We start from the raw sequence: 20,705 nt of genomic DNA, 5'->3' as shown, positions 1-20,705 counted from the left end.
GCGGAGCAGCGACGTCAGGGGAGCCGGTCGCATTGTGTGCTGATCATTTTGGAGTGTTCCGGCGTAAAGAGGCCCTGCTGAGCAGGGCCTCTTTCGTATTTTCTAGATCATCGTTCGGGCGTCAATGCTTTTGCCCCGTTACCGCTTTCGGGGATCATTTTGGAGCCCGATCATTTGCTGAGTAGCAAGTCAAGGTCAATTACATTTACGGCACCCTGTTTTGATCAGGTTCCGCTCCCTACAATCCGTCCACATCTTGAGCTCTGACGTCAAGGAGGACGAATGGCGGGGCTCTTCAACCCACACCTGATCGATCACCCCACTTCTCTCGCAGCCGCGGTACTCACGGATGACAACCGACTGATCGTTATTGTGATCGCGGCCGTCGCCCTGGCAGCGCTCGTGGTCGCCCAGCTCCTGGTACGCCAGGTGCTGGCCGCGGGCGAGGGCACCGATTCCATGAAGAAGATCGCGGCCGCGGTACAGGAAGGCGCGAATGCATATCTGGCACGGCAGCTGCGCACTCTCGGCGTCTTCGCCGTCGTGGTGTTCTTCCTGCTGATGCTTCTCCCGGCCGACGACTGGGCGCAGCGCGCCGGCCGCTCGGTGTTCTTCCTGGTGGGTGCGCTTTTCTCGGCGGCCACCGGATACATCGGCATGCGCCTCGCCGTGCGGGCCAATGTGCGCGTCGCCGCTGCCGCGCGTGAAGCCACCCCGGCGGAAGGCGAACCGGAAAAAGATCTCACAGCCGTATCGCACAAGGCCATGAAGATCGCTTTTCGTACGGGCGGCGTGGTCGGCATGTTCACGGTGGGCCTCGGCCTGCTGGGTGCCTCCTGCGTCGTGCTCGTCTACGCGGCGGACGCACCGAAGGTGCTCGAGGGCTTCGGTCTCGGCGCGGCGCTGATCGCCATGTTCATGCGTGTCGGCGGCGGCATCTTCACCAAGGCGGCCGACGTCGGCGCCGACCTCGTCGGCAAGGTCGAACAGGGCATCCCCGAGGACGACCCGCGCAACGCCGCCACGATCGCCGACAACGTGGGCGACAACGTCGGCGACTGCGCGGGCATGGCGGCCGACCTCTTCGAGTCGTACGCCGTCACGCTCGTCGCGGCCCTCATCCTCGGCATGGCCGCGTTCGGCGACGCCGGGCTCGCCTTCCCGCTCATCGTCCCGGCGATCGGCGTGGTCACCGCGATGATCGGTATCTTCGCGGTCGCCCCGCGGCGCGCCGACCGCAGCGGGATGACGGCGATCAACCGCGGCTTCTTCATCTCCGCGTTGATCTCACTCGTCCTGGTGGCAGTGGCCGCGTTCGTCTATCTGCCGGGCTCGTACGCCGAGCTGGACGGGGTCGGCGACGCGGCGGTCCGCGCGCACGACGGGGACCCGCGGGTACTGGCGCTCGTCGCCGTCGCGATCGGCATCGTCCTGGCGGCGCTGATCCAGCAGCTGACCGGCTACTTCACGGAGACCAACCGGCGCCCCGTGCGCGACATCGGCAAGTCGTCGCTCACCGGCCCGGCCACCGTCGTCCTGGCCGGCATCTCCATCGGTCTCGAATCGGCCGTCTACACCGCCCTGTTGATCGGCCTCGGCGTCTACGGGGCCTTCCTGCTCGGCGGCACGTCGATCATGCTGGCGCTATTCGCGGTGGCGCTGGCCGGCACGGGTCTGCTCACCACCGTCGGAGTGATCGTGGCCATGGACACCTTCGGCCCGGTGTCCGACAACGCGCAGGGCATCGCAGAGATGTCGGGCGACGTCACCGGTGCGGGTGCCCAGGTCCTGACCGACCTGGACGCCGTCGGCAACACCACCAAGGCCATCACCAAGGGCATCGCGATCGCCACCGCCGTGCTCGCCGCGGCGGCGCTGTTCGGCTCGTACCGCGACGCCATCGCGACGGCGGCGACGGACGTCGGCGAGAAGCTGGGCGACGGCGCCCCGATGAACCTGGTGATGGACATCTCGCAGCCCAACAACCTGGTGGGCCTGGTCCTCGGCGCGGCGGTCGTCTTCCTCTTCTCCGGGCTGGCCATCAACGCCGTGTCCCGGTCCGCGGGCGCCGTGGTCTACGAGGTGCGGCGGCAGTTCCGCGAGCACCCCGGGATCATGGACTACACGGAGAAGCCGGAGTACGGGCGCGTCGTCGACATCTGCACCAAGGACGCGCTGCGTGAGCTGACGACACCGGGCCTGCTCGCCGTGCTGACACCGATCGCGGTCGGTTTCTCGCTCGGGGTCGGCGCACTCGGGTCGTTCCTCGCGGGCGCGATCGGCACGGGCACGCTGATGGCCGTCTTCCTCGCCAACTCCGGTGGTGCGTGGGACAACGCCAAGAAGCTCGTCGAGGACGGTCACCACGGCGGAAAGGGCAGCGAGGCGCACTCGGCCACCGTCATCGGTGACACGGTCGGCGACCCGTTCAAGGACACCGCCGGCCCGGCGATCAACCCGCTGCTGAAGGTCATGAACCTGGTCGCTCTGCTCATCGCGCCCGCCGTGATCCAGTTCAGCTACGGGGACGACGCCAGCGCCGGGGTGCGTGCGGTGGTCGCGGTCCTGGCGATCCTGATCATCGTCGGTGCCGTGTACATCTCGAAGCGGCGCGGCATCGCCGTGGGCGACGACTCCGGGGCTGCCGAGCGCAGCGCGAAGCCGACCGATCCGGCGGTGGTTTCCTGACGTCGGATCAGCAGACGGGCGGGCGGCACGGCTTGACGTGCCGCCCGCCCGTCCGTGTGTGGATCACCGCTCAAGGTGAGCCTTGTCTCTCTTGGTGCAAATGGCTCTAATGGGTAACGAACCGGACGCACGACACGCGGTTGTCGCCCAGTTGGCGTGTATGTTCCGGGGCCGAGAGGCCTTGGAAGGGACCAATCCGGTGAACAAGAAGCTTGCGGCCGCCCTGTCCGGCGGCGCGGTACTGGTACTGGCGCTGTCGGGCTGCGGCGACGACAGCGAGGAAAAGGTGAACGCCTGGGCGAAGGACGTCTGCGACCAGGCGCAGCCGCAGATCAAGAAGAGGGCCGACGCACAGCAGGCCATCATCTCGACGGCTGCGGACGGTAAGCCCGCGGACATCCAGGCTGCCGACTCCAAGGCGTTCGCGGACATCGCGGCTGCCGACAAGGCGCTCGCCAAGGCCGTCAGGGACGCCGGCGTTCCCCCGGTCGACAACGGCGAGAAGCTCCAGCAGGACGCGGTGAAGGAACTCGACGCCACCGCCGCCGCCTACCTCGACCTGAAGAAGAAGGTCGACGAACTCGACCCGAAGAACCAGCAGAAGTTCGCCGACGGCCTGCAAACGGTCGCGGACGGGCTGAAGAAGATCGAGCGCATGGACCAAGAGGCGCTGGCGAAGCTGCAGTCCGGGGAGCTGGGCAAGGCCATGGCGAAGCAGCCCGGCTGCCAGCGCGCCGACACCTCGAGCCCCGCGGGCGGCGCGTCGCCGTCGTCGGGCAAGGCGTAGCCGCCCCGGCGCCGTGCCTCAACGGCGCCCGGCTCGCCGTCGTCCGGCGAGGCGTCGGCCGACCGGCGCCGGGCCGAGGGCGCTCGCCCGACCCGTGCGTCGTGGTCGCGCAAGGTACATGCGCCCTGGTGCCGGGGCGGAGGGCGCTCCCCGTCCGGTGCGACGGTTGCCGTTGAGCAGTGACGACAGCCGCCCCGTGCGCGTCGGCGGCCCGGTGGGGCGCCGGGCCGCGCGGCGGCCGTCCCTCGCGGCGGCCACAATGGGCGGGTGAGTACGACAAGCCTCCCCGTGCCCGACCACGCGCCCCGGCTGCGTGAAGCGCTCCTCTTGGCCGCCTTCACCGCCGATGGGCTGCTCGACCTGCTCGGCGCGCCCGCCTACGCGGCGCTCGCCCGCAGCGAGACCGTCCCCGCCCTGCGCGCCACGCGCGGGGAGGGCGTCCTGGAGACGCTCGTCCGGCTGTTCCTGCTCCAGCGCGCCGTGCCCCTCGAGGGGGCCCGCAAGGCGCTCCCTCTCGAGGAGTGCCTCACCGACGGCTGGGTGAAGCAGGACGGCGACGAGGTGCGGGCCACCGTGGACGTCCGTCCGTACGGCGGGCCGGAGGGGCAGGACTGGTTCATCGTCTCCGACCTCGGATGCGCGGTCGGCGGAGCCGGCGGGGCCGGCGGCCAGGGCGAGGGAGTGGTCCTCGGCGTCGGCGGTGCGTCCACCACGCTCGCCGGCATCACGATCCGCACGCCCGTCGGGTCCGCGCTGGACCTGGGAACCGGTTCCGGGATCCAGGCCCTGCACGCCGCCCAGCACGCGACGCGGGTGACGGCCACCGATCTCAACCCCCGCGCCCTGCACTTCACCCGGCTCACGCTCGCCCTGTCCGGCGCGCGGGAGGCCGACCTGCGGGAGGGTTCGCTGTTCGAGCCGGTGGGCTCCGACACGTACGACCTGATCGTGTCGAACCCCCCGTTCGTCATCTCTCCCGGTGCCCGGCTGACCTACCGGGACGGCGGGATGGGCGGGGACGATCTGTGCCGCTCCCTCGTTCAGCAGGCGGGGGACAGGCTCAACGACGGCGGTCACGCCCAGTTCCTCGCCAACTGGCAGCACGTGGAAGGAGAGGACTGGCAGGACCGGCTGCGCTCGTGGGTGCCGCCCGGCTGTGACGCGTGGATCGTGCAGCGCGAGGTGCAGGACGTGACGCAGTACGTGGAGCTCTGGCTGCGCGACAGCGGGGACCACAGCACCGACCCCGACCGGTACGCCGCGCGGTACGACGCGTGGCTGGACGAGTTCGAGGCCCGTCGCACGAAGTCGGTCGGCTTCGGCTGGATCACCTTGCGGAAGTCCGGTGCCGAACGCCCCTCGATCGTCACGGAGGAGTGGCCGCACCCCGTCGAGCAGCCGCTCGGCGACACCGTGCGCGCGCACTTCGCCCGGCAGGACTATCTGCGTGAGCGCGACGACGCCGCGCTGCTCGCGGATCACTTCGTGCTGACCGAAGAGATCATGCAGGAGCAGGTCGGAATGCCGGGCGCGGAGGACCCGGAGCATGTGGTGCTGCGCCAGAACCGGGGCATGCGCCGTGCGACCAAGGTGGACACGGTGGGCGCCGGCTTCGCGGGCGCGTGCGACGGCAGCCTGAGCGCCGGGCAGATCCTCGACGCCATCGCCCAGCTGCTCGGTGAGGATCCGGTCCTGCTGCGCGACCGCACCCCGCAGGCGCTGCGGCTGCTGATCGAGGAAGGCTTCCTGGAGCCGGCCCCGCGATAGGAGGTCCGCGGTGAGGTCCGGCCCCGCGCCAGGAGAGGCCGGCCCGCGACAGAAGGTCCCCGCGGTGAGGTTCGGCCCCGCGACAGGAGGTCCGCGCTGAGGGCCGGCGCCGCGACAGGAGGTCCGTGGTGAGACGGCCGCGGTGACGGGGGGACCGCCGCGACCGCGCCCGGCGGCGGAGGGACCGCCCTGGACCGCGGTGGCCGTGCCCGGCGACGGGGCGAGATCGCCAGGAGGGGACCGCATCGCTCACGTCGCCCCCGTTGGCCCCGCTCGCGGTGGTGGCGGAAATCGACGGGGAAATCCGGCCAAGGTTCGGTTTGCGGTCTCTTTTCCTCTGACGTCGCCCCCGTCCGTCGTGTGACTTCGACCGCGACCGGGCGGGTGAACCCCACGTGGCGTTCACCCGGAATTCGTGCCTGCGACGCCCAGGGGTGCCAGCCTCGCCCTGCACAGGGACCTCGTCACCAGGAAAGGACCGGGTACGGGCATGGAGAGCGGGCCAGCGATCTTCGCCGGAACGGCATTCGCGCTGTTCGGGGCCGCGCTGCTGCTGTGGACGGGGACGCGCGCGCTGCATCGTCGGCCCGTCGCGCACGGAGTGGCCACGGCCACGGGCGTGACGTTCGGGATGCTGTTCGGTGCGGTGTTCCTCACTCTCGCCGTGTGGTGCTTCGGCCGCCTCTGAGCCGGTCCCCGGGAGACGACGTGCCGGGTCCGGGCGGCAGGAACGGCTGGACTCGGGTTACCGTTCGAGTGGCCGTTGCGGGCTTTTGCCGTTTGACACGGGGGCGGGTTGTACCGTCACACTCCGCAGCGACAGCAGCGTCACAGCAGTGCGACCAGGCACAGGACCACGTGCCGCACCCGCCGTGAGCGCCCATCGAGCGTCGACCGGAGAGAAGAGCGAAGTTGTCCCCGACCAGCGAGACCGCACACGGCGGCCGCCGACTTGTGATCGTCGAGTCGCCTGCCAAGGCGAAGACGATCAAGGGCTACCTCGGCCCTGGCTATGTCGTCGAGGCGAGCGTCGGGCACATCCGCGACCTGCCGAACGGTGCCGCAGAGGTGCCGGAGAAGTACACCGGCGAGGTGCGGCGGCTCGGCGTCGACGTCGAACATGACTTCCAGCCCATCTATGTCGTCAATGCCGACAAGAAGGCCCAGGTCAGGAAACTCAAGGAGCAGCTCGCCGAATCCGACGAGCTCTTCCTCGCCACCGATGAGGACCGCGAGGGCGAGGCCATCGCGTGGCACCTCCTCGAGGTGCTCAAGCCCAAGGTCCCGGTCCACCGGATGGTCTTCCACGAGATCACCAAGGAAGCGATCCGGGACGCCGTCGCCAACCCGCGCGAGCTGAACAAGCGCATGGTCGACGCCCAGGAGACCCGACGCATCCTCGACCGCCTCTACGGCTACGAGGTCTCGCCGGTCCTGTGGAAGAAGGTCATGCCCAGGCTGTCCGCCGGGCGTGTGCAGTCGGTCGCGACCCGGCTCGTCGTCGAGCGGGAGCGCGAGCGGATCGCCTTCCGTTCCGCCGAGTACTGGGACCTGACCGGCACGTTCTCCACCGGCCGGGCCGGTGACCCGTCCGACCCGTCCACGCTGACCGCCCGTCTGAACACGGTCGACGGGCAGCGTGTCGCACAAGGCCGCGACTTCGGTTCCGACGGCCGGCTCAAGTCCGCCCAGGTCCTCCACCTGGACGAGGCGAACGCCCGGTCCCTCGCGGCGGCGCTCGAAGGCGCGTCGTTCGCGGTCCGCTCGGTCGAGTCCAAGCCGTACCGCCGCTCGCCGTACGCACCGTTCCGTACGACGACGCTCCAGCAGGAGGCGTCGCGGAAGCTCGGCTTCGGGGCGAAGGCGACCATGCAGGTCGCCCAGAAGCTGTACGAGAACGGCTTCATCACCTATATGCGTACGGACTCCACGACGCTGTCGGAGACGGCCGTCGCCGCGGCCCGTGCCCAGGTGACGCAGCTGTACGGCGCCGACTACCTGCCGGAGAAGCCGCGTGTGTACGCCGGCAAGGTCAAGAACGCGCAGGAGGCGCACGAAGCGATCCGCCCGTCGGGTGATCGTTTCCGCACCCCCGCCGAGACCGGCCTGACCGGTGACCAGTTCAAGCTGTACGAGCTGATCTGGAAGCGGACCGTCGCTTCTCAGATGAAGGACGCGGTCGGTAACTCCGTCACCGTGAAGATCGGTGGCCGGGGTTCGGACGGCCGGGACGCCGAGTTCAGCGCGTCCGGCAAGACGATCACCTTCCACGGCTTCATGAAGGCCTATGTCGAAGGCGCCGACGACCCGAACGCGGAGCTCGACGACCGCGAGCGGCGCCTGCCGCAGGTCGCGGAGGGCGACGCCCTGTCGTCCGAGGAGATCTCGGTCGACGGTCACGCGACCAAGCCGCCGGCCCGTTACACCGAGGCGTCCCTCGTCAAGGAGCTGGAAGAGCGCGAGATCGGCCGCCCGTCGACCTACGCCTCGATCATCGGCACCATCCTCGACCGCGGCTACGTCTTCAAGAAGGGGACGGCCCTCGTCCCCTCGTTCCTCTCCTTCGCCGTGGTCAACCTGCTGGAGAAGCACTTCGGCCGGCTCGTCGACTACGACTTCACCGCGAGGATGGAGGACGACCTCGACCGCATCGCGCGGGGCGAGGCCCAGGCCGTGCCGTGGCTGAGGCGCTTCTACTTCGGTGAAGGCGACGCCGCCGGCGCCGCCTCCGAGGCGGGCAACGGCGACGGCGACCACCTCGGCGGCCTCAAGGAACTGGTCACCGACCTCGGCGCGATCGACGCCCGGGAGATCTCCAGCTTCCCCGTCGGCAACGACATCAAGCTGCGTGTCGGCCGGTACGGGCCGTACGTCGAGCGCGGCGAGAAGGAGGCGGAGGGCCACCAGCGCGCCGACGTCCCCGAGGACCTCGCACCCGACGAGCTCACCGTCGAGTACGCGGAGGAACTGCTCGCCAAGCCGAGCGGCGACTTCGAGCTGGGCACCGACCCGGCCACCGGCCACCAGATCATCGCCAGGGACGGGCGCTACGGCCCGTACGTGACCGAGGTGCTGCCCGAGGGCACGCCGAAGACGGGCAAGAACGCGGTCAAGCCGCGCACCGCCTCGCTCTTCAAGAACATGTCCCTGGACACGGTGACCCTCGAGGACGCCCTCAAGCTGATGTCCCTGCCGCGTGTGGTCGGCACCGACGCAGAGGGCGTCGAGATCACCGCGCAGAACGGCCGCTACGGCCCGTATCTGAAGAAGGGCACCGACTCGCGCTCCCTCGAGAACGAGGAGCAGCTCTTCTCCATCACGCTGGAAGAGGCGCTGGCGATCTACGCCCAGCCCAAGCAGCGTGGGCGGGCCGCCGCCAAGCCGCCGCTGAAGGAACTGGGCACCGACCCGGTCAGCGAGCGTCCGGTGGTCGTCAAGGACGGCCGGTTCGGCCCGTACGTGACGGACGGCGAGACGAACGCCACCCTGCGGACCGGCGACAGCGTCGAGGACATCACCCCGGAGCGCGGCTACGAGCTGCTCGCCGAGAAGCGGGCGAAGGGGCCCGCCAAGAAGGCGGCGAAGAAGACTCCGGCGAAGAAGACGGCGGCGAAGAAGACCGCCGCCAAGAAGACGACCGCCGCGAAGAAGACGACGGCCAAGAAGACGACCGCGAAGTCGGCGGCCAAGAAGACGGCCGCGTCGGCGGACGAGTAGCCGGACGGCGGGGCGGTCTCCTCATGAGGAGACCGCCCCGCTTCGTCATGTGATCGCGCACTTCGCGGTCGGGGGAACTTCACACCCTTGCCACAAGAGCGCCAGTATGTTCGGACACCCCTCCGGGGAGCACCACGCTCCGGATAGGCTGGCCGAATGACGCGAGCCGAGCAGCCAGCCGAGCAGCAGGCGGTCATGAGCACCGCTTCACAGACTGCCTCCGACGCATCGGGTTCCGATGCACTTGCCACGGACTCACGTGAACGGGCCGTGCGATCACTGTTGCGCCATCCGCCCCTGAGGCGGTTGTGGAACGCTCAAGTGGTCGGCGGCATCGGGGACGCACTCGCCGTGCTGGTGCTCCTCCTGCTGACGCTCCAGGCGGCGGTGGAGTCCGGTTCCTTCGGCAGCGGATACCGCGGGGCCGCGTTCGCGGTCGCCGCCGTGTTCGGCGCCCGGGTCCTGTCGACGCTCCTTTTCGGAGCCGTGCTCCTCGGTCCGATGACCTCGCTCACGGCGCCCAGCGGGCCGTTCGACCGGCGCTGGACCATGATCGGGTCCGACGGGCTGCGTCTGGCGCTGCTCGTCGTGGCGCCGCTGTGGCTCGACTGGACGCCCGACAACGCGTTGGCGATCCTGCTCGTCACCGTTTTCCTGACCGGCGTCGCCGAACGCTTCTGGACCGTCGCCCGCGAAGGCGCCGCGCCCGCGCTGCTGCCCGCGCCGCCGCCGGAGGGCGCTTCCGTACGGCCCCTGCCGGACCACCTCGAGTCGCTGCGCACGCTGTGGCTGCGCACCGCCTTCGCCGTCGTACCCGCCGCGGCCGCGGCCCTCCTGGTCGCCACGCTGATCGGCAACCTGCTGGGCACGGGCGTCGAGTGGTTCTCCCGGCACCAGGCGGCCCTCGGCTCCTACCTCGCGGCCGGACTGTTCGCCGCGTCCGTCTCGATCCTCTACTTCGTCGAGCTGCCCGGCTCGCAGACGCCCCGGCCCCGTTCGCCGCTGGAGGGTCTGCGGCGGCCGTCCAGGGGTGAGGGGCCGGACAAGGGCCGCACCGGCGCCATACCGCTGTTCGTACTGGCCTGCGCCTCCGTCACCGCGGCCGTCGCCTCCGCCGCGGCGGTCGCCGTGCTGCACGCCGTCGACCTCGGTGGCGGCCCGGTGACCTTCTCGTTGCTGATCCTCGCGCTGGTCGGCGGCACCGGCGCCGGCATCCGCGGGGCGGGCGCCGTACTGCCCTCGCTGTCCCGCCGCAGGCTCCTCGCCCTCGCGCTCGCCGTGACCGGAGTCGCCCTGCTCGCGCTGGGTCTCGTGCCCGACACGGCGACCGGACTGTTCCTCGCCGCGGTGGCCGGCGTCTTTGCGGGCATCGCCGCGAACACCGGACACGCGCTCGCCGACCAGGAGACCGAGGACTTCCGGCGGGCCCGGCTCGCCACCCACCTCCAGGCGGTCGTCCGCGTCGTCATCGGGCTGGCCGCGGTCGCCGCCCCGCTGCTCGCCGCCGCGATCGGACCGCACCGGCTGGCCGGTGGCGACTTCGTCTTCGCGCACGGCGGGGCCGCGTTCACGCTCATGCTCGTCGGAGCACTGCTGCTGCCCGTGGCCGCGATCGTGCTCGCCAAGACGGACGACCGTTCCGGCGTGCCGCTGCGCCGCGACCTGCGCGACGCGCTGCGCCGCGGCGCCGACCCGGGGCAGGCCCCCGCGACGAGCGGATTCTTCATCGCCGTCGAAGGCGGCGACGGAGCCGGAAAGTCCACCCAGGTCGAGGCGCTCGCCGAGTGGATCCGCGCCAAGGGCCACGAGGTGGTCGTCACCCGCGAGCCCGGTGCCACCCCGGTCGGCAAGCGGCTGCGTTCCATCCTGCTGGACGTCTCGAGCGCCGGTCTGTCCAACCGCGCGGAGGCGCTGCTCTACGCGGCCGACCGCGCGGAGCACGTCGACTCGGTGATCCGCCCGGCCCTCGACCGGGGCGCGATCGTCATCTCCGACCGGTACATCGACTCGTCCGTGGCCTACCAGGGCGCCGGCCGCGACCTGTCCCCGACCGAGATCGCCCGGATCTCGCGCTGGGCGACGGACGGTCTCGTGCCCAACCTGACCGTGCTCCTCGACGTCTCGCCCGAGGCCGCGAGGGAACGCTTCACCGAGGCGCCGGACCGGCTCGAGTCCGAGCCGGCGGAGTTCCACCAGCGGGTCCGCTCCGGCTTCCTGACCCTGGCCGCGGCCGACCCCGGCCGCTACCTGGTCGTCGACGCGGGACAGGAGCCCGGGTCGGTCACCACGGTCGTGCGGCACCGGCTCGACCAGCTGCTGCCGTTGTCGGACGCCGAGATCAAGGCGCGGGAGGAAGCCCGCAAGGCGGCCGAGGAGGCAGCCCGCCGCAAGGCGGAGGAAGAGGCCGCGCGCAAGGCCGAGGAGGAGCGCCTCGAGCGGGAGCGGCAGGAACAGCTCGCCAAGCTCCGGGCCGAGGAGGAGGAGCGCAAGCGCCGCGAGCTGGAAGAGGCGCGGCAGCGCGAGGCGGAGCGTCAGGCCGAGGAGGCCAGGCAGCGCGCCGAGGAGGCACGCCGCCGGGCCGAGGAGGAGCGGCAGCGCCGCGAGGCCGAGGAGCGGGCACGCCAGGCGGAGCAGGAACGACTGCGCAAGCAGGCCGAGGAAGAGGCCCGGCTGCGCAAGGAGGCGGAGGAGCGCCGCCTCGAGAAGCAGCGCAAGGCCGAGGAGGCGTTGCTGAAGGCGGAGCAGGCTCGCCGGGCGGCGGAGGCCGCCGCTGCCGCGGCCGCCGCCGCGTCGGCCGTGGAGACCACGGTGACCACGCCGGTCGTGAAGCCGGACGAGGTCACGCAGGAGGTCCCGGTGCCGGGCGGTTCGCACGACGCCACGAGCGTGCTGCCGAAGGTCCCGGACGAGACCGAGACCACCATGCTGCCCAAGGTCCCCGACGAGGCGGAGACCACCATGCTGCCGCCGGTCCGCGACGCCCGTGCGGCGGACGAGACAGCGGTACTGCCTCCGGTACGGGACGCCGGCCCGGCCGACCGTGTGCCGCCGGGCATCTTCCGTGACGAGCACGAGGAGCGGGGCGTCGGCGGCGGGAACGAGCGCACCACCGAACTGCCTCAGGTGGATCCCTCGGCGGAGCGCCCGCGCCGCCGCTCGGACTGGGCGGAGGAGACACCGCTCGACGACCTGCCGACGCTCGCGGACGAACTCCTCGGCCCGCACGAGGACGACGAGAACGACGGCGGCCGCGGACGCCGGGGCCGCCGCGGGTGACGGCGGACGCCATCGAAGAGGACCGGGCCAGGTGCCCGGTCCTCTTCGTGTTCCGGGAGGCGTGGCTCACGGGACGCAGGGGACGCGCGAGTCTTGTGGGACCGGGCGGCGGGACGCCGGTGGACGGCACTGTCGGCGCCCTCCGCCACAATGGGAGACCGCAGCAGGAAAGGGCGGTGACGGCACATGGCCGTATGGGACGACGTGGTCGGCCAGGAGCGCGTCCAGGAGCAGCTCTCCGCCGCCGCGCGCGACGCCGACGCACACGTCACCGCCCACGCCGCGGGGGAGCCGGTGCCGCCCGCGTCGAAGATGACGCACGCCTGGCTGTTCACCGGGCCTCCCGGCTCGGGGCGCGTCACCGCGGCACGTGCCTTCGCGGCTGCCCTGCAGTGCACCGGCCCGGACCGGGCACTGGGCGGCACGCCCGGGTGCGGGTTCTGCGACGGCTGCCACACCGCCCTGATCGGCACGCACGCGGATGTGAGCTGGATCGCCGCCACGGGCACGCAGATCCTCGTCAGCGACATGCGGGACACCGTCCGCAAGTCGTTCACCGCGCCGGCGAACGGCCGCTGGCAGGTGATCCTCGTCGAGGACGCCGAGCGGCTGAACGAGCGGTCGGCCAACGCCGTGCTGAAGGCCGTGGAGGAACCGGCCCCCCGGACCGTGTGGCTGCTGTGCGCGCCCTCCGTCGAGGACGTGCTGCCCACCATCCGCTCCCGGTGCCGCCACCTGACCCTGCGCACGCCGCCGGTGGCCGCCGTCGCCGACGTACTGATCAGGAGGGACGGCGTCGAGCCGGACCTCGCCGCGACGGCGGCCCGCGCCACGCAGGGGCACATCGGCCGGGCCCGTCGCCTGGCCACGGACGAGCGGGCCCGGGCCCGTCGCAGCGCGGTTCTGAAGATGCCCCTGCGCGTGGAGGACATCGGAGGCTGTCTCAGGGCTGCCCAGGAACTGGTCGACGCGGCCGCCGACGACGCCAAGCAGGTCGCGGAGGACACCGACGTCAAGGAGACCGAGGAGCTCAGGGCGGCGCTGGGCGCGTCGGAGGGCGGCCGGATGCCGCGCGGGACGGCCGGCCTGATGAAGGAGCTCGAGGACCTCCAGAAGCGCCGCAAGACCCGTACCCAGCGTGACAGCCTCGACCTGGCCCTGACGGACCTGACCGGCTTCTACCGGGACGTGCTCGCGCTCCAGATGGGTTCGCGGGTCGCCCTCGCCAACGAGGACGTGCGCGACTCGCTCGACCGCATCGCCCGCAGTTCCACCCCTGAGAGCACGCTGCGCCGGATAGAGGCGATCGTCGCCTGCCGTGAGGCGCTGGAGCGCAACGTCGCGCCGCTGCTGGCGGTCGAGGCGATGACCGTCGCGCTGCGGGCGGGCTGAAGCCGCCCGCCGACGGCTGCGACGCGGATCACCGTTCGGTTGACCGGTTCACCCCTGCGAGCCGGGACGGGCAACGGCCGCCCGCTGCCGTTACGCTCCGTTGGATGGACACCAGGCGCCTGCTCCGCACGTACGCCCTCCCGCTGGCCACGGTCGGCCTGCTCGTCTCCGGATGCACCACCGGCGGCCCCTCCGTGAGTGAGTCGGAGGCGCCAGGGACGGCCGGCAGGTCGGCGCCGTCCGCGGCCCTCGCGCCGTATTACGGGCAGAAGCTCGACTGGCGCGAGTGCGGCGTGCCGAATTTCGAGTGCGCCACGATGAAGGCCCCGCTGGACTACGCGAAGCCGGAGGGCGAGACGATCAAGCTCGCCGTCTCCCGCGCCAAGGCCACCGGCCCCGGCAAGCGGCTCGGCTCACTCCTGGTGAACCCGGGCGGCCCCGGCGGCTCGGCCGTCGGCTACCTCCAGGCGTACGCGGGCATCGGCTACCCGGCCCCGGTCCGCGCCCGCTACGACATGGTGGCCGTCGACCCGCGCGGCGTCGCGCGCAGCGAGCCCGTCCAATGCCTGTCCGGCCCCGAGATGGACCGGTACACCCAGGTCGACCAGACGCCCGACGACGCCGCGGAGGCGGACACGCTGGAGCAGGCGTACGAGAAGTTCGCCACCGGCTGCGAGAAGCGCTCCGGCAAGGTCCTGCCCCATGTCTCCACCACGGAGGCGGCCCGGGACATGGACATCGCGCGTGCGGTGCTGGGCGACGAGAAGCTGAACTACGTCGGGGCGTCGTACGGCACCTTCCTCGGCGCGACCTACGCCGAGCTGTTCCCCGACCGGACCGGCAGGCTGGTCCTCGACGGGGCGATGGACCCGGCCCTGCCCGCCCGCGAGCTGAACCGCGACCAGACGGCCGGCTTCGAGACGGCGTTCAAGTCGTTCGCCGCCGACTGCGTCAAGCAGGCGGACTGCCCCCTCGGGAAGAAGTCCGTCGCCGACGCGACCACCCGCCTCAAGGACTTCTTCGCGAAGCTCGACGCCTCTCCCGTGCCCACCGGCCAGGACCGCGAGCTCGGCGAGTCCCTGGCCACCACGGGCGTGATCGCCGCGATGTACGACGACGGCGCCTGGCCCCAGCTGCGCACCGCGCTCGCCGCCGCGCAGGACGGCGACGGCGCTCCGCTCCTGGCGATGGCCGACAGCTACTACGAGCGCGAGGCCGACGGCTCCTACGCGAACCTGATGTTCGCCAACGCGGCCGTGAACTGCCTCGACCTGCCGGCCGCCTTCAAGACCTCCGACGCGGTCCGTGCCGCCGCCCCCGAGTTCGAGAAGGCCTCCCCGGTCTTCGGCCGCGGCTTCGCCTGGGCCGCCCTGAACTGCGGCCACTGGCCGGTCCCCCCGACCGGCAAGCCCCACCCCATCGAGGCGAAGGGCGCGGCCCCGATCGTGGTCGTCGGCACGACCCGCGACCCGGCGACCCCGTACAAGTGGGCCGAGAGCCTCGCCGGCCAGCTGTCGTCCGGCCGGCTCCTGACGTACGACGGCGACGGCCACACCGCGTACGGCCGGGGCAGCGACTGCGTCGACACGGCGATCAACACCTACCTCCTGGAGGGCGAGGCCCCCAAGGACGGCACGCGCTGCTGAGGTGCTCGTCAGGGGCCCGCGGGAGGTGGTTCGGGGCACCCCTGAGAACCCTGTAGACTTGGCGCCGCTGCTGATGAGAGCGTGTCCTCGGCGAGGATATGTTTCTCCCCGGCAGCTTGCCGCCTTAGCTCAGTTGGCCAGAGCAACGCACTCGTAATGCGTAGGTCTCGGGTTCGAATCCCGAAGGCGGCTCATCTCGAAACCCCAGCCCAGCGATTCGCTGAGCTGGGGTTTCGTCGTTCTGCGGATACGGCGACGGCGGCGGGAGCGGTCCGCGAGAGCAGCGGCGGTCCCGGGCGGTTCCGGTGCCAGCCCTCGGGCAGGGGGCGTCGATGTCTCCTCGCGCCGGCCGCCGGCGACCACCTCGCAGCGATCGGCACCGTGCTGAAGCCCGGACGCACCCTGACCGTCTGCCAACTGGAGGTGTACGCCGTTCAGTCACGCGGCAAGCTCGTCGCCAACGGCCGGCAGACCCTGATCCGCGTGAACAGGCCCGCCGACGGCTCGGCGAGGGTGCGGACCGCCGTGTCCGGCTGATCCGCGTCCGGCGTACCGGGCGGGGCAACCCCGACGGCCGTGCCGCAAGGCCGTCGGGGTTGTGCAGCGGTTCGCCAGGCGATCGGCTGCCCCGTCAGACCACGGACGTGTGCGTCAGCGCGGCGTCGGGCAGGCTGGTCGCCTCCCGGGCGCCGAACGGGGCGGTCGAGCTTCCCGTGCCCTTGTACAGGTACGTGCCGGTGGAGCCGTACGCGAACAGGTCGGGGCGCCCGTCGCGGTTCGCGTCCCCGATGCCGACGAGGTGCTTGTACGTGTTCCAGCCGCCGCCGATCTTCACGCGGCCGGCGAAGGTGCCGTCGCCCCTGCCCTGGTAGAGCCAGAGGACGCCGTCCTTGTCGCGGGCGACGAGGTCTCCGGCGGAGCCCCCGGCGATGTTGCCGGTGGCCTCGATGATGTCGAACTGCTGCCAGCCGCTGAGGCCGATCTTCTGCCGGGCGGCGAAAGGCGCGCTCGTGCTGCCGGTCGCCTTGTAGAGCCACAGCGCGCCGGCGGCGTCGGTGGCCACGAGGTCGGGCCTGCCGTCACCGGTGAGGTCGGATCCCGCGGCGATCCTGTTGTAGATCTGCCAGCCGCCGCCGATCTTCGTGCGGGTGGCGAAGGTGCCGTCGCCCTTGCCGAGGTAGTGCCACAGGACGCCGGTGGTGTCGCGGGCGACGATGTCCCCGGTGGCGTCGCCGGCCAGGTTGCCAGCGGCCTCGATCCGGTTGTGCATGTTCCAGCCGCTGCCGATGACCTTCTGCTCGGCTGCCGACAACTGGCCTGTGTTGATCCAGGGGTTGTAGTAGCTGTCGGCACGCGTCAACTGACCGGCGCTGTCACGCAGGAGCAGGTCCGGGGAGCCGTTGTCGTTGTAGTCGTGCGGGGCGGCCTTGCGCGTGACCTTGAACGTGCCGGTCTGCTTCAGCTCCGGTCCGATGCCGTTGAGGGGCTTGGCGCTGATCTCCCAGGTGTAGTCACCGTTGTAGGCGCTCTCGGAAAGCGCACTGTCGTTGTTGAGATCGCCCAGCCAGTCGTAGCGCACGACCGCGTTCTCCGGCTGGATGAAGCCCGCGACCGAGGTCCTGCCGGTCCGTACGTGCCGCAGCGTGACGGTGGCCGTCGCGGTGTAGCGGGACAGTGTCCACTCGAGCGGCACCCGGCCGCGGTTCTGGTCGAGGTCGATCACGGCGGGGATCTTGGTGCTCAGCAGGGCGACCTTGGTGGACTCCCCGCTGCTCGCGACGAGCGAGGCGGTCGGGGCGGCGCCGTCGGCGCCGGGGGCGATCCGGTAGAGGCCTTCGCCGTCCGCGACGGTGCCGCCGCGCACGACCTGGGTGCCGTCGGGGGCGGAGGCGGCCGTGAGGGTGTGGTCCAGGAGCTTGCGGGTGGTGGTCCCGTCCTTGAGGCTGCGCGCGGTGAGGGCGTACAGCGGATCCACCTCGAGGTCGGTGAGGCCGCTGCGGGTGCCGTACGTCACCCAGTCGCCGACCAGACCGACCTCGACGTCGCTCCGCCACGCGTTGCCGACGGTGAAGCGCTGGGGATTCTTGGTGGCGCGGTCGACGGCCACCACGGTGACGTTGTGGTTCGCGTCGTACTCGACCCAGGCGAGGTGCGTCGCCGAGACGGCGAGGTCGCCCCTGGCGGCGGCCGCGGGAAGCTCGTACGTCTCCGTCACGGCGTTGGTGGCGAGGTCGAGCATGGCCACGTACTTCTTGGCCGTCGTACCCGTGCCGGTGGAGTAGGTCAGCAGGGCGTGCTCCGCCGTGCCGGCCTTGACGACGACGCCGGTGGCGTCCCCCGGGAGACCGGCCGTCATCCTGACCGCCCCGCTCGTCGTGGTGTGCATGTGGAGGAGCCGGTTCCCGTCCACGTTGAGCGTGGTGGTGAACAGGGCCTTGCCGGCGGCTCCCGCATACGCGGTGTCCTCGCCGAAGGTGATCGAGCGCAGGTTCGTTCCGGTCGCCATGTCGGTGAGCCTGCCTCCGGAAGCCCAGCCGAAGGCCACGATGTCCCCCGAGCCGGTGCTCTCGACCCTGGCCGCCCAGGCGATGTCCGTGGCGGGGGAGCCGTCCGCCCGTACCCAGTGCGCGGTGTACGTGGGGCCGCCTTCGTCCATGGGCGGGACCTCGGTGGAGGTCAGGTAACCGTTGGCGGTCGCGCCGAAGATGGTGCTCTTGGCCGGGAACGGGACGACTCCCGCCGTGGACGCTGCCGCTGCCCCGGTTGTTCCCTCGGCGGCCGGGACGGCGATCGCCGGAACGGTCAGAGCGCTCGCGCCGACGGCGGTGACGGCGAGCACGGTGACGACGGCGGCGGCGAGCCGTCGGCGTGCGGGGCGTGCGTGGATCAAGGTGTGTTCCTCCAGAGACCAGGCGCAACACGCGTTGCGCCTGGTCGGACTGCTGATCGCGGAGGAAGGTTGTACGCCGTGCCGTGCGTCGGAGCGGTGAGCGTGGGCGCCCGGCCGCCCGGGCCGCCCGCGCTGGGTCCTCGGGTCTCGCGGATCCTGTCGTGCCGATGACGGCGGCAGGGGTCAGCGCAGGTCGAGGCGCATCAGGATCCGGGGGTGGCCCGCCAGCACGGACGTGGTGTCGGCGGCCTTCGTGAACCCGGCGCGCTCGAAGTTCTTCCGGATCCCCGCGTACGCCATCGTCAGGTCGACCTTGGCCCCGCCGTTGTCGAGGGGGTAGGCCTCGACCGCCGGGGCGCCGTGGGCGCGGGCGAACTCGACCGCGCCCGCGATCAGGGCGTGCGAGATCCCCTGCTTGCGGTGGCCGGGGCGCACCCGGATGCACCACAGGGACCACACCGGGAGGTCGTCGACGTGCGGAATCTTGCGGTTGCGGGCGAAGGACGTGTCCGAGCGCGGCGCCACGGCGGCCCAGCCGACCGGCTCGTCGCCGTCGTACGCGAGCACGCCCGGAGGCGGACCGGTGCGGCACAGCTCGGCGACGTATGCGCCGCGGGCGGGGCCCCGGAGCTCGTTGTTGAGCCTGGACGGGATCCGGTAGCTCAGGCACCAGCAGACATTGGCGTCGGGTGACTTCGGGCCGAGCAGGGTCCGGACGTCCTCGAAGACCGAAGCCGGGCGAACTTCGATGGTCATGGCACCACGATGGCACGGCGCCCACGGTGACGCTGCGCGATCACCGGCGGAGGATCCGCGATCCCACGGCGGCCCGGGTCGGGGCCCGGGCGGTCCGGGCCGATCCACCGGGCGCCCGTGGCCGCCGCACCTGCCTCACCGGCCGGGGCCCGGCGGCGCGCGCGGCCCCGGCGGGGCCCGGGTGGGAGGAAATCCGCTGCGACCGATTTCACGTGCGTTTCACCGGAACCGGGTGCTGTCCTGTTGATGCCAGGCCGATTGTGGTCCCCGCCTCCCCCTTTTGCCGGTGGTCGCCGGCCCGCATGATTTACCCGTCGCGCCAGAGCGAAGGGGTGAGAGAAAAGAAAAAGCGGGCGCCGTGCGGAAGTTGTGAACGAATGGCGTGGGATGCCGGCGCCGTGCACCAGGTGGGGTTCGGAAGCGATTTCGGGTGTCTTGATTCCCGGGCTTCGTCCACCGGTGCGTGAAGACCCGTCGAGTGACGAAAACCGATGGCACGGGAGGTGCCATGAGCGGTCCTTCGTTCTATGGATTCCAGGAGCGTCAGGACGGCACGGTCCTCGTGACGTGGGGATGCCGCCCTGTTCTGTCCGTGAGCGTGCCTGCCGAGGTCAGCCGGCTCTGCAGTGAGCTGAGCCGGGGCGACGTCCAGGAAGTGCTGGCCCGCTGGGCCGGCCGAGCCTCGAAGGAAATGGTATGAGCGACGAGCGCATTACTCCTCCTGATCCGGGCCCGGCACGGTCGTCCGCGCTCGAGCAGTACGAGATCGACGTATCGAGGATTTACGCGCACGACCCCGACCACGTGTATTCGGGCAGTGATGCCCGTGGCGTCGAAGATCCAGCGATGCGGGGGCTTTGACCAGCGTCAGCTGCGAATGCCCCCGTACCGGTTTCCTTTTCAGCAATTCTTCCCTGCACCAACACCACACCTGGCACAAGGAGAATGCTCATGACGATCGAAGCCGTATCCCCCGCCATGACCATGCGTGAGGCCGCTGTCGCGCTCCTCGCCCACGGGAACGTCCCCGGCCCGCACGTCGACGCCGAACAGGTCGCCCGTATCGACCGGATGATCGCCCGGCACCGGCTCACCCTCGACGAGAAGCTGACGGCCGCCAAGCGGCAGTACTCGGCCGAGCACTACGCCCGCACCACGGCGCTGCTGCCGGCCGAGCTGATCTCCGAACTGCGGGCGGAGGCGCGCCGGCTCGCGGACCTCAACACCCGGCGGATCGACATCACCGTCCCCGTCACCGGTGACACGCCCCGCAGGCTGGGCAGCCTGCCCAACTCGCTGTTCCAGGAGCAGAGCAAGCTGTTCACGGCGCTCTACAACTCCGTGGAGTTCCGCTCCGTGCTCTCCACCGTGGTCGGTACGCCGGTCCTCGACGCCTCCTTCGAGGACGAGAAGATCACCGGCACCCACCAGAGCCGCGCGGGCGACACGCACGGCTGGCACTGGGGCGACCACGAGTTCGCCTTCATCTTCATCGCCGAGGCTCCGTCGATCGAGCACGGCGGCATGCTCCAGGCCGTGCCGCACACGGTCTGGGACAAGAAGAACCCGGCCGTGCACGAGAACCTCGCCGGCGGCACCATCCGCACCTACCACCACGAGGCCGGCGAGTCGTACGTCTTCAAGACGGACACCACCCTGCACCGCACCGTCCCGATCCAGACCGAGGGCGTGGAGCGGATCATCGTGAACCTGACCCTCGCCAGCCTCAAGGACTGGCTGGAGGAGAAGTCCTACGAGACGACCAACGCCGTCTACACGGACTGAG

General features: G+C 71.1%; 13 protein-coding genes and 1 tRNA gene. 12 read left to right on the top strand and 2 right to left on the bottom strand.

The genetic code is table 11. The features are described 5' to 3' along the window. Positions 1-282 precede the first annotated feature (282 nt). From SPRI_RS17280 to SPRI_RS17235, 10 genes are all read left to right on the top strand, one after another. Entirely contained in the window at positions 283-2,688 is a 2,406-nt protein-coding gene (locus SPRI_RS17280; protein WP_005314347.1) for a sodium-translocating pyrophosphatase, read from the top strand. A 199-nt stretch (positions 2,689-2,887) separates the two neighbouring features. After that, positions 2,888-3,475, top strand: coding sequence for a hypothetical protein (locus SPRI_RS17275; protein WP_053557076.1), 588 nt, complete (start codon positions 2,888-2,890; stop codon positions 3,473-3,475). Positions 3,476-3,742: 267 nt separating this feature from the next. Continuing rightward, entirely contained in the window at positions 3,743-5,242 is a 1,500-nt protein-coding gene (locus SPRI_RS17270) for a DUF7059 domain-containing protein (RefSeq protein ID WP_053557075.1), read from the top strand. A 490-nt stretch (positions 5,243-5,732) separates the two neighbouring features. After that, positions 5,733-5,930 (top strand): hypothetical protein, encoded by a 198-nt coding sequence (locus SPRI_RS17265; protein WP_005314342.1) that lies wholly within the window; start codon positions 5,733-5,735, stop codon positions 5,928-5,930. A 224-nt stretch (positions 5,931-6,154) separates the two neighbouring features. Beyond that, positions 6,155-8,959, top strand: a complete 2,805-nt coding sequence (gene topA, locus SPRI_RS17260) for a type I DNA topoisomerase (RefSeq protein ID WP_005314340.1) — start codon at positions 6,155-6,157, stop codon at positions 8,957-8,959. 156 nt (positions 8,960-9,115) lie between these two features. After that, entirely contained in the window at positions 9,116-12,235 is a 3,120-nt protein-coding gene (gene tmk / locus SPRI_RS17255) for a dTMP kinase (RefSeq protein ID WP_005314338.1), read from the top strand. Positions 12,236-12,421: 186 nt separating this feature from the next. Next, positions 12,422-13,627, top strand: coding sequence for a DNA polymerase III subunit delta' (locus SPRI_RS17250; RefSeq protein WP_005314336.1), 1,206 nt, complete (start codon positions 12,422-12,424; stop codon positions 13,625-13,627). A 104-nt stretch (positions 13,628-13,731) separates the two neighbouring features. Further along, entirely contained in the window at positions 13,732-15,273 is a 1,542-nt protein-coding gene (locus tag SPRI_RS17245; RefSeq protein ID WP_005314334.1) for an alpha/beta hydrolase, read from the top strand. Between the two features lie 118 nt (positions 15,274-15,391). Continuing rightward, positions 15,392-15,465: transfer RNA gene (locus tag SPRI_RS17240), tRNA-Thr, on the top strand. A 189-nt stretch (positions 15,466-15,654) separates the two neighbouring features. Then, on the top strand, positions 15,655-15,810 hold the full coding sequence (locus tag SPRI_RS17235; RefSeq protein WP_005314333.1) for a hypothetical protein: 156 nt from the start codon (positions 15,655-15,657) through the stop codon (positions 15,808-15,810). 94 nt (positions 15,811-15,904) lie between these two features. On the opposite strand, the gene SPRI_RS17230 is transcribed toward SPRI_RS17235, so the two are convergent. Both SPRI_RS17230 and SPRI_RS17225 read right to left on the bottom strand, forming a co-directional pair. Beyond that, entirely contained in the window at positions 15,905-18,163 is a 2,259-nt protein-coding gene (locus SPRI_RS17230) for an FG-GAP repeat domain-containing protein (RefSeq protein ID WP_005314331.1), read from the bottom strand. 183 nt (positions 18,164-18,346) lie between these two features. Further along, positions 18,347-18,919, bottom strand: a complete 573-nt coding sequence (locus SPRI_RS17225; protein ID WP_005314329.1) for a GNAT family N-acetyltransferase — start codon at positions 18,917-18,919, stop codon at positions 18,347-18,349. Between the two features lie 696 nt (positions 18,920-19,615). Here SPRI_RS17225 and SPRI_RS38500 point away from each other — a divergent pair. Together SPRI_RS38500 and SPRI_RS17215 are read left to right on the top strand one after the other, a co-directional pair. Continuing rightward, positions 19,616-19,780 (top strand): hypothetical protein, encoded by a 165-nt coding sequence (locus SPRI_RS38500; protein ID WP_158685170.1) that lies wholly within the window; start codon positions 19,616-19,618, stop codon positions 19,778-19,780. Positions 19,781-19,870: 90 nt separating this feature from the next. Further along, positions 19,871-20,704 (top strand): HalD/BesD family halogenase, encoded by an 834-nt coding sequence (locus tag SPRI_RS17215; protein ID WP_050791513.1) that lies wholly within the window; start codon positions 19,871-19,873, stop codon positions 20,702-20,704. The last annotated feature ends 1 nt before the right edge of the window (position 20,705 follow it).

Source organism: Streptomyces pristinaespiralis (genome assembly GCF_001278075.1).
Classification (GTDB): Bacteria; Actinomycetota; Actinomycetes; order Streptomycetales; family Streptomycetaceae; genus Streptomyces; species Streptomyces pristinaespiralis.
This window is presented reverse-complemented; position numbering and strand designations above follow the sequence as displayed.

What these genes read in the sequence shown, in the direction of transcription:
- SPRI_RS17280 (WP_005314347.1), top strand. Translation starts at nt 283, where the DNA reads ATGGCGGGGCTCTTCAACCCACACCTGATCGATCACCCCACTTCTCTC.
- tmk (WP_005314338.1), top strand. Translation starts at nt 9,116, where the DNA reads ATGACGCGAGCCGAGCAGCCAGCCGAGCAGCAGGCGGTCATGAGCACC.
- SPRI_RS38500 (WP_158685170.1), top strand. Translation starts at nt 19,616, where the DNA reads ATGAGCGACGAGCGCATTACTCCTCCTGATCCGGGCCCGGCACGGTCG.
- SPRI_RS17215 (WP_050791513.1), top strand. Translation starts at nt 19,871, where the DNA reads ATGACGATCGAAGCCGTATCCCCCGCCATGACCATGCGTGAGGCCGCT.
- SPRI_RS17225 (WP_005314329.1), bottom strand. Translation starts at nt 18,919, where the DNA reads ATGACCATCGAAGTTCGCCCGGCTTCGGTCTTCGAGGACGTCCGGACC.
- SPRI_RS17265 (WP_005314342.1), top strand. Translation starts at nt 5,733, where the DNA reads ATGGAGAGCGGGCCAGCGATCTTCGCCGGAACGGCATTCGCGCTGTTC.
- SPRI_RS17250 (WP_005314336.1), top strand. Translation starts at nt 12,422, where the DNA reads ATGGCCGTATGGGACGACGTGGTCGGCCAGGAGCGCGTCCAGGAGCAG.
- SPRI_RS17245 (WP_005314334.1), top strand. Translation starts at nt 13,732, where the DNA reads ATGGACACCAGGCGCCTGCTCCGCACGTACGCCCTCCCGCTGGCCACG.